This window comes from Maribacter sp. X9 (genome assembly GCF_048537565.1).
GTDB lineage: Bacteria > Bacteroidota > Bacteroidia > Flavobacteriales > Flavobacteriaceae > Maribacter.
The window spans coordinates 808,832-825,150 of the sequence record NZ_CP183215.1 but is presented as its reverse complement, the minus strand read 5'-3'; the positions used below and the strand labels follow the sequence as shown (position 1 = coordinate 825,150).

General features: G+C 41.9%; 3 protein-coding genes and 1 tRNA gene. All 4 read right to left on the bottom strand.

Going from position 1 to position 16,319, the window contains the following annotated elements; all coding sequences use genetic code 11:
- Window positions 1-57: 57 nt before the first annotated feature.
- A tRNA-Cys gene (locus ACNR9Q_RS03450) sits at window positions 58-131 on the bottom strand.
- Between the two features lie 106 nt (window positions 132-237).
- Entirely contained in the window at window positions 238-600 is a 363-nt protein-coding gene (gene folB / locus ACNR9Q_RS03445; protein WP_419213212.1) for a dihydroneopterin aldolase, read from the bottom strand.
- A 43-nt stretch (window positions 601-643) separates the two neighbouring features.
- Complete coding sequence (locus ACNR9Q_RS03440) at window positions 644-1,591, bottom strand: type IX secretion system membrane protein PorP/SprF (RefSeq protein ID WP_419214243.1); 948 nt, start codon at window positions 1,589-1,591, stop codon at window positions 644-646.
- Window positions 1,592-1,607: 16 nt separating this feature from the next.
- Entirely contained in the window at window positions 1,608-15,998 is a 14,391-nt protein-coding gene (locus tag ACNR9Q_RS03435) for a T9SS type B sorting domain-containing protein (RefSeq protein ID WP_419213211.1), read from the bottom strand.
- Window positions 15,999-16,319: the final 321 nt, after the last annotated feature.

The following is a 16,319-nucleotide window of genomic DNA, read 5'->3' as shown; positions in this document are numbered from 1 at the left end:
CCTCTGTGTTTTCTAAAAAATACCGATAATAAAAAACCTTCCTGAAAGGGAAGGTTTTGGAGGCATCGAGCGGATTCGAACCGCTGTACAAGCTTTTGCAGAGCTGCGCCTAGCCACTCGGCCACGATGCCATTTTTTAAAGCGAGAGCAAAAATAAACAATTATACTTTTCTAAAGGCAAAACAAAAGCAAGAAAATAAGACAGGTCATTGCTTTCTATTGGTTTAATAGCAAAAATTAATCGTTCCTTTTCAAATTTAAGGTAACGGTCACCCTTTCTACATCCCCATTTATTGGAGGGTTAATCTTCGAAACGGAGACTTTTGCTTTTTCTACGGATGAAAGTTCTAAAAAAATTCTATCAATAATACGTTTGGCCACGTGTTCCAATAATTTGGAAGGAATCGCCATTTCTTGCTTAACAATTTTATTGATATGAACATAGTCGACCGTATCTTTTAGTTGATCAGAAACCGAAGCTTTTGTTAAATCGGTGCTAATGGAGACATTAATCAAGTAGTCACTCCCAATATTGGTTTCCTGTGGCAAACACCCATGGTGCGCGTAAGCCTTTATGTTTTGTAATTGTACCTTACCCATTTCATTTTTTCTGGAGAACAAACATAATCATTCTCCGAAAGGTTTAATAGGTACATCGACAATTACTGATTCCTTGGAAAAGATCTACTCCGATAGTGATTACATGGGTACCTGAACTATATCCAAGAATTTCATTTAAAATAACCTGATACGAATACCCAAAATAGAAATTACTTTTCTTTAATCCAGCAATAGGCGCAATATATAGTGGATTTCCGATCTGGTCATTCAAGAATCTATAATTGATTCCTGCATAGTAATAGTCTTCAAAATCATAAAACCTGAATTTGAGATTTAAATCGGTTACAGAACGGCCATCACTCTCAAATAATTGAAAGAAAATGGAAGGTTCAACTTCCACTTTACTAGTACGTTTCTTCATATATCTATAACCGGTATAAACATAATAGTTCCTTAATCGATTGGGCTCAAACACAGGGTTGAACTTACTAAGGTCTTTATCCAATAGGTTGGAGGCATTCACACTAAAATAAAATTTATCATAACGGTATAAAAAACCTACATCAAAGTTGTGGTTGGTCGTAGCCCTATCATCTGTTACCGATGGGTCCAATGCATCAAAATTTTGAATGTCTATTCTGAATTGGTTAAAGTTATACGAAAGACCAAAGGATAAAAACTCATCGTCATAGCGATCTAAAGTAAGGTGGTGCGCAAATGAAATTCGAGCGCCACGCTGTTTAGTCTCTCCATTACTATCATTATACAATAACGTACCTATTCCCGATTTTTCGCCGATACGCATATCCGCAGCCAATGATTGGGTGTCTGGGGCATCCTTAATCCCCACCCATTGCGTAAGTCCGTTTAGACGTATTTTAACATGATCGCCGATACCTGCATACGTTGGTGACATGACAAAAGGGTTGTCTGCCAAATATTGAGATAATTGGGGTATGGTTAGCTCTTGACCTTTTAGGGCTAAGGCACTTATAAAAAAGGCCAAGGTCAAAACACTATTTCGCATCATCATCTTAGGTTAAGTTTTATCTGTATAGGGTGAAATGACCTACAAATTCCCGTTCATCTCTTTCTCCATTCAATTTTATGATATACCAGTAGTCTCCCGTTGGCAATTCATTTCCTGAATACATACCATCCCACCCTTTTGAATCTACCGATTGATTGGAAACCACCCTACCATAACGATCAAATATTTTAATTAGTATTTTCGGGAACTGTTCCATGTTTTTAGGAATCCAAAAATCGTTTTTCGTATCCCCATCAGGAGTGAAGAAATTGGGGATTTCAATATCTATGAACTCCATGAAAATAGTTGCTACGGCTTCACAGCCATTTGCATCTACCACACGTACCTCAAACGTATCCGTTCTATCAATATAGAACGTGTTTTCAGAGCCATTATCGATACCGTCAAAATAATAGGTGTATTCTCCTTTTCCTCCATCCACATTAGCGATTATCTGATTTAAACTGAGTTGCTCCAATGAAAGGGTCAATGGATCAAATGCCTCAATCACAAAATCGATCGTCTGTATACAACCATTCGCATGCGCAATGGTGATATAATGATTTCCTGGTGCCGAGTTCCTAAAGTCTGGATTCAATTGGAAATCTGAGGGGTCAACCGAATCTAGCGCATACAACACATCGCCGATTACACTATCGTCTTCAAGGGTTATGTTCACATAGTTGTTTGGAACATAACCAGTACACTCATAGATGGGCTCGATAATCGCATTAAGGTTAACCCCTCTTTCGATATCAACGACAACATTGGTTTCGCAACCATTGGAATCCCTAATGAAAAGTAGGTAATTGCCAGCGGCCAAATCGAAGAAATCTGTTCTGTTCGGTACAAAATCTGTATCATCGTTAGCGTTCAATGCGGTGCTGTAAGGTGCTGTACCTCCTGATATTTCAAGTATAATGGAACCATCTTGGCTATTTACACAGATTTCAGGTGTGGAATTTGCACTTACCTTTAAAATTGTAGGTTCGGTTATCGTATAGGTCAAGTACTCAAAACAACCATTCTTGTCTTGTGCTATAACCGTGTACTCACCAGGCGATAGGTCTGTAAACGTATTTATAGTGGTGAACTGATTTAGGTTTGGGGAAATCGCATATTGATACCCTCCTGCCCCACCGGAAAGTTCGACCGTAATTCGACCATTATCTTCTCCTGCACAGGTTACATCTAAAACACTCTCGGTATAGGATAATGGGGTTGGCGGATTGATGATAACTTCCACAGGTTGCGTTGTACAGTCCTCGCTGGTGACTGAAACATAATACGTTCCTGCAGATAGGTTCCTGAAAATTCCGTGCTTTAGCGGTCCTGCAACACGGGTAGCCAAATTTAATGAGCTATCTGTGAACAATTCATATTGGTAATTTCCTAAACCACCTTCGGCATTGGCATAAATAATAGCGGTACTTTCTCCCGTACAGTTTAAAACTGCCGAAGTTTTATCAACAGTTAAAATTAAAGGCATTGGTTTGTTTTCTGTTATAACATTAGAGACTGCTGCTTCACAACCATTGACCGCATCACGAACATAATATTGATACGTACCTTCTTGGAAAATTCCTGTTTCAGGCAGTCGTAATGGATTACTTGTCATCAGTAAGAACACTCCATTAGAAGATTCATTCTTAATAAACATATATTCATAACTTCCACTTCCACCGGTAGCCGTAAGTTCAAATTCGGCACCTGTTGCACAGGTTAAAGGATCTGTTCGTCTCAAAAAGGCCTCTACTGGTGTTGGCTCCTTGACCTCAACTTTGTCGGTGGTCACATCACAATTCCACCCATCGGAAACGGTTATACTATAGAAACCCGCTCCTAAGTCATTGAAATTAGGGCTTAACTGTTGTCCCGTAGTAAATTCTATTGAGGTACCTGCTTCATCATAATAGTTTAATTGATACTCATAAGAACCACTTCCCCCACTTATTACATTTGCAGAAACTGTAGCCCCAGTATCACCAAAACAAGCCAAGTCTGTAATCAATGGGGTGGCATTGGCAACAATTTTTGTAGCAGGGTTCAAAATTTCGGTATAGGTACGGATACAACCTTTATCATCGGTCACCGTAATTGTATAGGTACCCGCTGCCAAACCACTAAAGGCTATGGATTGGACCTTCTTTGCATCATAGGTATCCGTTCCGTTGGTCATACTTATTGCATAAGGCGAATATCCCCCCACGGGAACGATACGAATTTCACCTTGATTTGTACAGGTCGGTTCCGCCAACACATTCACTGCAGCGGTGAGATTAATATCGGGAGAATCGATCGTAATGATGTTGGTGTTGTCTGAGCAGAACGGGGTAGCCGTTTCTGTAATGGTTACATAGTAATTTCCACCGGACAAACCACCAAATCTTCTTGGGTTAACATTGGTATCCGAAGCTGTTGCCGGAATAACTGAATTACCAGTCGTATCAAACACCTCATATTGGTATGTTCCAGTATACCCTATAATATTTATTTCCACTTCACCATTTGTATCGCCAAAACAAGTAACTGGTGTCACAGCGGTAGCAGTAGCTCTAATGAAATCATAAGGTTCAACATTATAAGCTGTTGTATCGTAATAACAGCCTGTATCCGTATCCGTTACCCTAAAAGTATAGGAACCGGTAGTGATTAAATCAAAAGTAGCCGTAGCAGCTGTAGTCCCTGTTAGAAGCGCATTAGTGTTTCCAATTGGTAACAATTCGTAGGTATAATTATGGGTCAAACCATTATCCGAAACCGTTATGGTAACCGATTCTGCATTGGCACATGAAATATCAACATCGGTGGTAACTGAGGCCGTGAAACGATTTATTGGTTGAATAGTAACCATATCCGTAGCAGTACAACCCTTTCCATCCGTTACAAAAACATTTACAGTCTGTGCAGCTCCAGTATCTGTAATATTGAACGTGTTCGATGATTGAAAGTTGATATTATCCAAGCTATATAAATAAGGTGAAGTTCCTGATGCTGTTCCTGGAGTGGTGGCTCCATTCAAAATAGAGACGGTTACCGTTGCCGTATTCACGCTGTTATTTGGTGAACAGCTAAATTCAGTAGCCACTGCATCAATCAATAGTTGAGTAGGTTGAGTGATGGTTTCATTTTTAACCGCTTCACAACCTCTAGCCGAAATAATTTTCACTTGATAATCCCCAGCACTTAACCCTGTAAACAACGGATTATCGCTTGGTCCTAAAATTGGGGTACTTAAATTACCGATTTCATATAATTCATAGCGATAAACCGGATTCAATTTGGTGGTTGGGTCGATATTGGCCCTAATACTACCGTCGTTACCTCCAAAACAGCTCACATGGGTAAGGCTCGCATCCAATAAAAGGGGTGCTACAGGCGCATCCAAATTTTGAACGATGGTTCTTTCGCAAACAGGGTTCGTGGTGTCTAAATCCTTAACGACGAAACTATACGTTCCTGATAGCACTAGATTTGTGAACACCCCGGTAGTCTGTGTAATAATAGTTCCGCCCGGCACCGTCATCTCAAACTCAAGGTTTGTGGGTCCCCCAGTTACATTTACTGTAATCTGACCTCCGGGAGTTGAAGTACAATCAATGGTTTTATCAACTGTAGTAGTCAAATTCATTTCTTCGTACAATACTTCAGCAGGTGTTGTAAAAGAACAACCCCATTGGTCTGTAACCTCGACCTCATAGCTTCCTGCCCCTAAACCAGAGAATACAGACGTGTTTTGAGGAGCTCGGAAATTAGAACCGTTCAATATTAATTGATAGGTATAGTTGCTACCCTGTCCTCCGTTCACGTTGATCACTTCAAGTATTCCCTGTAGGTTGGTACAGTTCTCCTGTTTCACCTGTAGGGTCGCATTGATGGGCGTAGGATCGGCCAATACAATATTGTCCTGAATCAATTGCTCACATCCTTGGGCGTCACGCACCCATGCCTGGTAGGTTTCTGCGGAAAGTCCTCCTAAAGAAGGAGATGCCGAATAATCCGATGGGGCACTCGGAGCCGCTACACCAATATAGTAGGTGTAACTTCCCCATCCGCCAGCAACATTTATAATTTTAATGGAACCATCACTACCGGCACAGGTAATGTCGTTGACCACTATCGCGCCCGTAATGGCTGCACTAGGACCTGTAATGGTAAATGCCTCTGTGTTTTGACAGAAAGGGTTATTGTCTTGTGACACGGATATATAATAACTTCCCACTGGCAAATTAATGTCTGACGTTGCATTAGTTGTCTCTGTACCCGAATCAACGACTACATCGTCTGAAATATCCGCAGGAGTACCCTTTGTGTCATAAATCATCCAAGTAAATCCCCCCGGATAAGTGGTGTCAACTAAGGTAAAGTTTACGGCTCCTGAAGCTGATCCAAAACAAACGACGTCGCTTGTTTTTTGTACATCAATGGTAAAGGTGTTAGGCTCTAATAATGTTTGCGTTGCAGAGATCATACATCCGGTATCCAAATGTCTCGCCAAAATGGTATAGGTTCCTTTTTCTAGTACACCAAATACATTATATGTTTGATAATTGGCACCATTGTCAATGCTATATTCAAATTTAGTGGCGTCTCCTAAGGTAGAGTTCACATTCATCGTCAACTCGCCATCATTTCCCGGATTACAGGTAACCGTGTTGGTCACTGTTGCCGTGGCGGAAGTTATCGCGTCAAAAGGTGGTATGATGGCGGTAGTAGTACCTAAACAACCGGTACTATCATACACATTAATGGTATATTTACCTCCATCGGTATTTGTTTCTATATATTTAGGATTAGCACCGTTTTGAACCACTACCGGTGATTCTACGGGTACAGTATTCGGGTCATCTTCCTCTATAAACTCATATCGTACATAATTTCCTGATCCGCCTGTAATAGCAGTACCATCTATTGTAATGCTTGCATTATTGCCATTATTACCCGCTGTACATGCAAAGGGAACCACTGTTGGTTGAGGCACTGTGATTACAGTGGGTTCTGTGATCACAATATCGACATTGGTAGAGCAATTGTTCGTTCCCGTTCCTCTAACGCTATACGTTCCCGGAGGGAGGTTTTCAAAGGTGGTGCCATTTAACACGGCTCCTGCTGGCATAGGTGTCAATACATATGTCAATGGGTTGATACCCGTATTTGTCTCAGTCAAGGTAACACTACCGTCTGATAGACCATTACAACTTACATTGGTTTCCGTTTTTGTAAAAGCCGGAACAGGTGCGTCTGGAATAGCAATCGTAATAGTTTTAAAACAATTCGGTGGGGTTGTTCCCAAGTCAAATACCGTTACATAATAATTCCCATAATCGGCGGCACCCGTCCAAGTATATGGGCTCGGGGGCAACACGGTCCTAGATTGATCACTAGTACCAGGACCATCAATTTTAAATTCATAATTACCTGAACCGGAAACTACATTGATCAGAATTTCTGCATTGGCAGCTGCGCCTGTTTCACAATCAAGAGCAACCGTTTGTACTACTGTAAATTCTAAAGGTTTTTGTATATCGAGCGTCTGGGTATCGACACAACCATTCAAATCTCTAACAGCGAATGTTTGTCCTAACCCGGAATGTAATCCAGATAGCGTATACTGGTTACTGCCATCAAAAGAAAAATTATGGAACGCACTGCCGTTTACACTTAGCTGAAAAGGAGAGGAAGCGGCGACTGGATTGTTCAGGGTTACAACAACTTCGAACATACCCTCTTCCACACACTCATCTATAATCGACAAACTTATTGAAGGACTAAGGTCCTCATCTACGGTAATAGGTCGCTGAAAGATACAGCCATAAGCATCTTTAACGTATACTATATAATCTCCAGCCTCTACATTAGCACTCGTATTGCTGATCCATCCCGCATCATTGGCTCCGGGCGCAGGGGCGCTATTGTTTAAATACTGATATTCATACGGTGCCGTACCAAACCTTCCCGAGGCGGTAATTACTCCTGCATTTAGATTACAGTTGTCATTTTTGGGACTGGCAACATCCAAATCCAGCGCATTGACAGATTCCCTAATGGTAAAGTTTCCACCATCTACGGAACAGCCGTTGTTAGGCCCTCCTACCTCTGTAAGCAATAGATAGTATTCTCCAGGAGGAAGGGTCGCAAAATTATTAATAGTGACGGTAGAAGGTGGGTTTACAGCCGATGTTGCAGTGAACCCAGTCGTAAGATTCGATTGTCTATTGAAGATTTCATACTGAACCTGTGTAGCCCCAGCGTTAAACCCCGAAAATGTGAAGGAAATATTACCATCTCCCGCTCCTGTACAACTCACATTATTAATGGCATCTAAACTTGCGGTCATGTTAGATGGCGTGTTAACGGGGGCGGCGGCCTCTTCAAAATAATAGCAATTTGTAGTTGCGTCAAATACCACAAAGGTGTACAGAACACCCGGTGTTAGACTGGCAAAGGTTGCTGTATACCCTCCTGGAGCATCCGGGTTTTGGTAGCTACTGGCGTAAGGGGGTGAGAAACTATCTAAAATTCCAAATTCATAATTACCACTCCCTACGGCGGAGCTGACCGTAACAATTGCGGTTCCGCCGGCGGTACAATCTGTAGTAACGGTGCTGACATCAATATCAAGATCGTTAGGTGGCGAAGCAATGATCTCAGTGGTAAATGAAGCACACCCATTTGCATCGACAACGTCTATTTGATAGATTCCGAATTCCAAGACCGTAAATACATGGTCTCTCGTACTAGGCGTGGTTACGTAGGTTTGTGTAGCAATACCGTTATTACCTGTCAAAACATAGGTATATTCTGCCGTACCTCCAGAAACTCCGGTAATGGATATTTCGCCAGGATTTGTACTCCCCGTACCCGAATTACACGTGATCGGCACATCTGAGGTGACATAGGTGATAGGGCTAGGTTCGGCTATACTTACAGTGAAAGGAGCAGAAACACAACCCTTGTCATCTGTTATAGTGACTTCATAATCACCAGCAGGGAGACTGTTGGTCTGCGTTCCATAATTGGTAGGACCGTTAGTTTCAACCACATTAATGGTATAGGGCGGCAAACCGACCGAAGTATCTATAGTAACATCAAGAGAACCGGTAAGTTCACCATTACAAAAGATATCTTTAGGAGTAACATTTGAAATAATAGGGGTCTCAGCTTCTGTAATTTGTACAGGATCAGTCACAACTGTACAGGCAGTAGGGTTTGTGGTATCGCTTACCCTGAACATAAAAGTGCCAAAATTACTGGTCGTGAATACATTTCCAGAAAAGTTGGTAGTATAATAAGACAAGCCGTTATCATCTGACCATTCATAAGTATAGGTGCCCGAACCTCCATTTGCATTGATGGTTACCATGGCATCGACCAAACAGCTTAAATCGTTAGTTAGAACCGCTTCAGCGGTTAACTGTGGGTTTATGGTCAGGGTTTGGGAGTTCGAGGTCAACGGACATCCAAAAGCGTCACGTACCTCAACCGTATAAGAGCCCGAAGAAAGACCCGTATAGGTATACTCGTCTGATGTTAAGGTAGCTGGAGACACCCAAGTTCCGCCGTTTAGACGAAATTGATAGCCGCCGTTTCCGTTTGTAACATTAATTTGTATTTCACCATCATTAGCGCCACTGTAACACGTAGTTGCCGTTGCGGTAAAAACGATTGGATTAGCAGGGTCAATGGTCAACGCCGTATCGATGCTATCCTCGCACCCGTTAATGTCCCTTGCCCGAACAATATAATTTCCTGGGGCCAAATCGGAAAATGAAGTGTTGACTCCGTTTGTCGTGTAATCGTATCCGGAAATGATACCCCCTAAATCATCTTCCAACTGATATTCATAATAAGGCGTTCCGCCTGAAGCAGAAGCCGTGATTTTACCCCCTTCGGTACAGGTCGCCTGGTTCGTTACACTTGCCACAACCTCAACAGGTGTAGGCTCCGTAATCGTTTGACTGACCGACACTGTACAATCAGCGGTAGGATTATCAACATCTCTTATATAGATGGTATAATTCCCGGTTGAAAGTCCCGATATTGTTTGTGGTGACACCGTTGTTGTTCCAAGTATGCTCACAAAGTTGTCAAGGCTGTATTCAAAACCACCTGCTCCAAAATTATCCACTTCAAACGTGATGGAGCCTGTGCTGTCTCCGCTACAATTTACATCTGCAGTTGAGGTGATGGAAGCTTCCAACGCATTACCATCCTCAACGGTTACGTCCATAGAAACGGTTTGCGAACATTGTTCGGGCAACTGATAGGCCTCAATGTCATCTATGGCAATGTCGTTTCCGCTAACCACCGCAGAATTGGTTCTAATAACAATATCCAAATCACTATTTGCGCCAGGGTTCAAGTTTACCGAATAATTATGCCAGTCATTAGCACCACTATTTTTAGGAACGTTTCCTGTTGCAGTACTAGCAATAATATTACCTGACCCGTCTACCAACTGAATTTCGATGGTAGGATCACCTCCAGACGTACCGGTTCTTAACAAATTGAATGCCCATAATGAAACGGATATATCTCTATTTGGGATTACCTCGATGTCTCTTTTGGCGTAAATGATACCACCAACACCTGCTACTCCACCCACATTTATGGCCAAGAACCTTCCATTTACGTCCCCAGAATGGTCGTTAGGATTCCTCCAAGAACCGTATGGGTTGACTATGGTTTGGGTGACGGAATATTCTCCGTCCTGAATATGAGTGTCAGTTCCAAAACCACAAGAACTAGCTGTACCGTCTTGAGCCTCGTAACAATAGGCCGGGTCTATTTGGGTTATGCTCGTATTTGCACCCGTTCCAAAGCTTTCCAATAATAAGGTACTTGGAGTTGGAGCGGTGTTGCTAAGGTAGTCTACTGTTATCGTATGGGTGCCTACCGGAACATTCGTAAAAACATTGGAGTCTGCGGGACTGTTGGCAATGCCGTTTATAGCGTAGGTGTACTTTAAATTGGGGTCGTCGGGACTAATAGAGACAATACCCGTTCCATCGCACGAATAATCAATTGATGGTGTTAAGGTTACGTTGGGCGGTGTGGGTGCCTGTTCAATAACCACCGTCATCGGAAAAGTACAGTTATTCGCATCCTTAATGAATACGGTATGCGTTCCCGGAAGCAAGTAATCTATGGCGTTTAACGTATAGTTAACTCCCCCGTCAAAACTATAGGTATAGGGCGCCGTACCCCCCTGTGGGTTGGTAACCCTTACTTCTGCCCCCATACCAGGGTTACATTCCGCTAATTGGGTTACCGCTGCGGAAGCGGAGAGTGTGAACGGCTCTGTAATCGAGTATGTTTGGGCAACCTCACAATTATTGAAATCCCGAACCCTGATTTGGTAATTTCCTGCACCAAGGTTATTGAAGGTGTTTGAAGTCTGATACGTGGATCCATTGTTGATACTGTACCTATAAGGGGCTCTTCCGCCAGAAGGGTTTATGGTCAACGTTGACTGGTTGTCTCCGCTACAAAGAACAGGAGTATTGCCGACGCTAATGGATAGCGGTGTATCTTTCTGAATAGAGATATCGTATGTCACTTCACAAAATCCAGTAAGGCCATTTTTATCCCTTACAAAAATGTCATAATCTCCAGCGGCACTCACAGTCACCGGATTTGTAGTCGAAAAATCGCCATTGCTGGGAGCCACTCCGTCCAAGACCACTGCATACACATACTTGCCATCTCCTCCGGCAGCCGTAATATCTATCTCCGTGGATGTTTCACAAGCAGCGATATTATCTGCAATCACCTGAACTTTTAGCTCTGGATATATGGTTATGGATTCGCTATCCATACAATTTTTACCATCTCTTACATAGATGGTGTAGGTTCCTGGCACTAGACCTGAAAAGGTATTGTTTGCAGTGTACGTTCCACCGTTAAGGTTATATTCAAAATTTCCATCGCCACCCGATACTATATTCGCTGTAAGGGTTAAACCTACCGCGTCGTCATAACAGAAACTGTTGGGCACAATTTCCAAATCTGGCGCGATCGCAGCATTTAAAGCGAAGGTGAACGGAACAATGCAGTTATTGGCATCGGTAACCGTACCAGTAAAGGTGCCATTTTGTGTAAGGCCAGAGAAATTTCCAGTTGTATTCGTTCCAACTAAGGAATTGTCGGGGTTGTTCAAGGAATAGCTATAACCTCCCCATCCTCCTGAAGCGGTAACACTTGCACTTCCATCTACCAAACAAGTAGGTTGGGTTACGGCAATGTTGGAAACTGTAAGCGCGGATGATGGCCCAACCAAGGGATATGTGTACGTAAATGTACATCCGGTATTGGTTTCTGTAAGATCCAGTGTGTAATCGCCAGGCGCTAAATTGACGATGTTGTCAATAACAGGCTGTGTACCCCCTGAACGAATCGTTCCCGAAGGACCCGTCAATACATAGCTAAAATTCTGGCCTCCTTGATAAGTGATATTAAAGCGTAATTCTCCGTTATCCGCACCAAAGCATGTTATAGGACTTACCGTGGTAGCATTCATGGTGATTGGAACGATAGGATCAATGGTGTAGTTTTCTTCATAAAAACATCCATCAGCATCTGTAACCCTAATAGTGTAGGTGTCAGGAGATAGATTGTCAAAATTAGCGTCGTTATCATTGATGCTTGAAGGACTAACGGATGATGGCGCTACAATTTCATAGACAAATGGAGCAGTTCCTTTAATAGAGGTTACCGTTAGGCTAGCCGTTTCTGAGGGACAAACAATCTGTGATTGTACAACATTTAAATCTGAAGGAGGGTTAAGTCCATCGATGATTATAGGATCGGTCTTGAATATACAACCACTGGCATCTCTAATGGTTATTCTATACGTACCGTCTATTAAATTTTCAAATCTGTTCGCATTAGGATCCGAATCGGCAGTAAAATTAATTCCGTCCAAACTATATGCGTAAGGTGCGGCGCCTCCCGTAACATTTCTTGCTTCAATAATTCCGTCTTGTAAACAGGTATATTCTTGAACCAAGAATGCTTCGCCAAAAATACCACTGGTCGGTTCAGAAAGGGTATGATACTCATAGTAATCACAAGAAGCACTCCCTTTTCTTTGATTGATGACAACAGCATAATCTCCACTGCTCAAATTTGGAAAATATCCCGATGCATTGGTTGCCAAGGCATTATTGTAGTCGTAACTATTCTCGTCGAAATTGGTATTATCGAAAAGATAATAGGTAAGTTGATAGCCATTGTCATTCACCAGATTGAATTCAATCGCTCCGCTAGATTCCCCATAACAGGCGACATCATAAACTGTTGTAGAAGTAAACTCTGACGCCGGTCTCAGTTCAATAGTTACCGTATTGGATACAGCATAGCACCCATTTCTGTCAAGAACGACAAAGGTGTAGTCTCCTGGTTTCACTATGTCGAAAATTTGACTTGTGCCAAAATTGCTTGCCGGTATATCGGCAAATGAAGGGTAAGATGTTACCGTGTTTCCACTCTCGTCAACATAGGACCAAATGGCATAGGTGTGTGGTGTCTTACCTCCACTGGAATCCATAAGTATATTACCTTCTTTACAGATAATATGTTGTGATACCCTAGCACTTAAATCTAAGTTATTTTCATCGATTACGGTAACATTTTCGGTATAGGAGCACCCATCTGCCGTGCGTACACTAGCAATATAGTTTCCCGCGCTTAAGCCTGTGAACGAATAATAATTTAATGATTGTCCATTTTCACTGTCAACCAACGTTCCTGAACCTCCATTGGTTCCATCGTCACGTCTTAGTTCATACTCGTAGGTAGATTCGGCATTTGAAATTTGAATAGTGACCGTTCCTAGTCCATGACAGGTTTCATTGGTAACATCTACATTATACGTTACGGCACGTTCCAAAATACCAATTACCGGGGTTGTAAAAACGCAAGCGTTTTCAATGGGGTCGCCATTTACGTCTAGCGGTGTAACTTCTACCCTATACGACCCGTTTTGACCCGACGCAAAATTGAAGCTAGGACCATTGTCTGCACTAAAAGGAACGATGATATCGTTAGTAAGGTCGTTTACCAACTGGTAGCCATATCCATTTCCTAGATTTGTAATCGTAATATTTCCATCCGTATCACAGATGATGTCTCGTTTGTTGAATTGTAGGTCGAGGTTGTTTTGAAATCCATTAAAATAGAAACGACTGGTACACCCATTTTGATAAGTTACCGAAAGCCTATACTGGCCTGGTGCGTTTAAACGGTAGTTCCCCCCCGTTCCCACTTGATTCCATGTACAGGTAAGTGCTTTGTTGGCACAATCGTCTCCCGAGGCGGAACAACTTCCTTCGTCCAATTTTTCCCAATTTACCGTCTGCGCATCAACGATGTTGACCTGTAACAAATGAGAATCATTAATGCCGCAAAGGAAAATTTTTGGCAACAATGAACTATCGACACTACAGGAAACTATTTCACCAGGAATATTGTTAGATGGGTCGGTATCGTTATTGACCTCGTTGAAATATTCTATGATAGGGTTTGGTATCGTACCTGATCCATAAGGAACCACGGTTATAATTTCTGTAAATCCTTTGCAAGGATCCGCTACAATTTTATCTACGATATAACTTTCTGCAGTAGTAACTACAATCGTGCTTGGGTCATTGTCTGGATCACCGTCGTTGATCTCTACATCTGTTGCGTCTATAATCCCATTATTGTTGGTATCTCGATACCAAACATACGAGTCAAAGCCGTCGCCCGCATTTAAAACTGCGGAATTACCGCAAAGCTCAACGGTTCGCTCAAAGTTACAATCGGACAAATCGTCTAAAAGAAAATTGGTCGCCCCAGGCACCGTGTAGCCACACGCGTTAAAATCGGTTACACTGGGGTCGTCGTTGACTACAGCAGAATTTTCAACTCCGCTATAGGTGCCAAAGGCTATGTTTTCTATTAAATCTGAACAGGCGTTTATAAAATCGAAACAATTTTCAGCCACCTGAACCCTAAAACGAATTGAGTTTTGAGTAGCTTCTTGAGTTACCAGTTCATTCGGTATGTTAAAAACAATCTCTCTTGTAGCTGTATCGTACGTATAAGTTACCCCTGGAGGCAACGTAAAATCTGATGCGTTAAAAAAACTGCGTCCGTCAGGTGGAGATACGTTGACGGGTAAAACATCCTTAATTGTGTAGTTTACGCCATCATCATTACCTATATTTTCAAAGGTTAGTACATAATCCAAGGTCTGTCCTAAATGCACACCCTGTCCTGTAATATCATCTCCGCCAGGTGTATTCACCCTTTTTTCCAAAACAATGTTCGGTGCTATGATATCCACATCGAAGGAGGTGAAAAAAATGTCATATTTATCCTGAGAAGAAGTTGCCCTTAAAATGGCACTTGTAGCGCCGTTCGGTATGACCGTATTGTTTGACCCTCCGTTTAATATTTCGAAAAAATCTACATCCCAACCCAAGGTGTTTACACTGTTGGGTGTTCTAGCGGTAAATTGTGTGTCGTTGATGGTAATGCTTGAATTGAAAAAATTATTTGCAGGGTTTTGACCATTCGACAACGTAGTAAAAGAGCCATTGGCATTAATTTGAAGTGCATCGCCCCCTATTCTATTATCACCCTCCAATGCTGCAACACCCATATGGGCGTAAACCGGAAATGGAGCTGGCAACGTGGTGAATCCACTCACGGGAATATCAACCGATTCTCCAGATTTTATACCTGCATAACCATCAAAAGTTGTAATAAATTTACTGCCAGGAAGATTAGGGTTTTCATAGACTACTACCATTTGCCATCCACCAGAAATACCTCCTGATATGCTATTTCCAGTACTTGCCCTAACATTGGCAACAAAATATTCACCAGCCGGACTACTCAGACCGGCGACCATACTCGTTACATCTTTGTAAGCCGCATAGGGGCTATAATACCCGAAATCGACATCTCCGTCGCCATCAAATATGATTTCATCGGCAGTTATATCTTGATAAACGCCCCCAGGAAGTTTGAACTTAATATCATCGATTGTGCTTCTATCCGTATTTTTATAAATGGCAGACCAATAGAGTCCTGCATAGCGCACTACAGAACAGTCAGGGTCTGAAATACTCAAGATGGCACTACTGGAGCTAAATGTATTGCTATCGTTATCGATATCAATATATTGCATGTCATAGTCATCATTATAATTTGAAGATGTACCTGTTAAATTATGTGGAGCATTCGGCGAAGACGATGAGGTCTTTCTGTTCACAATGTTATTCGCAATAACGGTCAGCTCTCCACGTATGTCCGCTTCGTATCTGACTTCAAAATCAGTTTTTACTTGTGCCATAGCCGTGAAAGCACCTATCATCAAGAAAAAAATGAAAAATACGCTGTTGGTATACTGTTTTCTCATAAGAGAAACATGTTTAAGGGCATCGAAAAAATTAGTCCGTCTGGTCATGTAAGATTCTTACTAGATTCTTTGGTCTTTTTGAATTCTATCCCAAAGATTCCATCAAATATTGCCCTTCAAAATCAGGTGACGAATTTTATGTTGTGGCATGAAGTATTTCTGTTGTGAAACAGCAATTAGTTTGGGTTTAATTTTTGCGTAAGTACCTAATTTTATTGATATTGCCCTTGTTTTATTGGAAAGTCTTATTTCATCGATAAAGCGAAGAGTTCTTTTTATCCCGGTGGTTTTTCACAAAAAAATTAGGAGATTCTTGCATGA

What these genes read in the sequence shown, in the direction of transcription:
- folB (WP_419213212.1), bottom strand. Translation starts at nt 600, where the DNA reads ATGGGTAAGGTACAATTACAAAACATAAAGGCTTACGCGCACCATGGG.
- ACNR9Q_RS03435 (WP_419213211.1), bottom strand. Translation starts at nt 15,998, where the DNA reads ATGAGAAAACAGTATACCAACAGCGTATTTTTCATTTTTTTCTTGATG.
- ACNR9Q_RS03440 (WP_419214243.1), bottom strand. Translation starts at nt 1,591, where the DNA reads ATGATGCGAAATAGTGTTTTGACCTTGGCCTTTTTTATAAGTGCCTTA.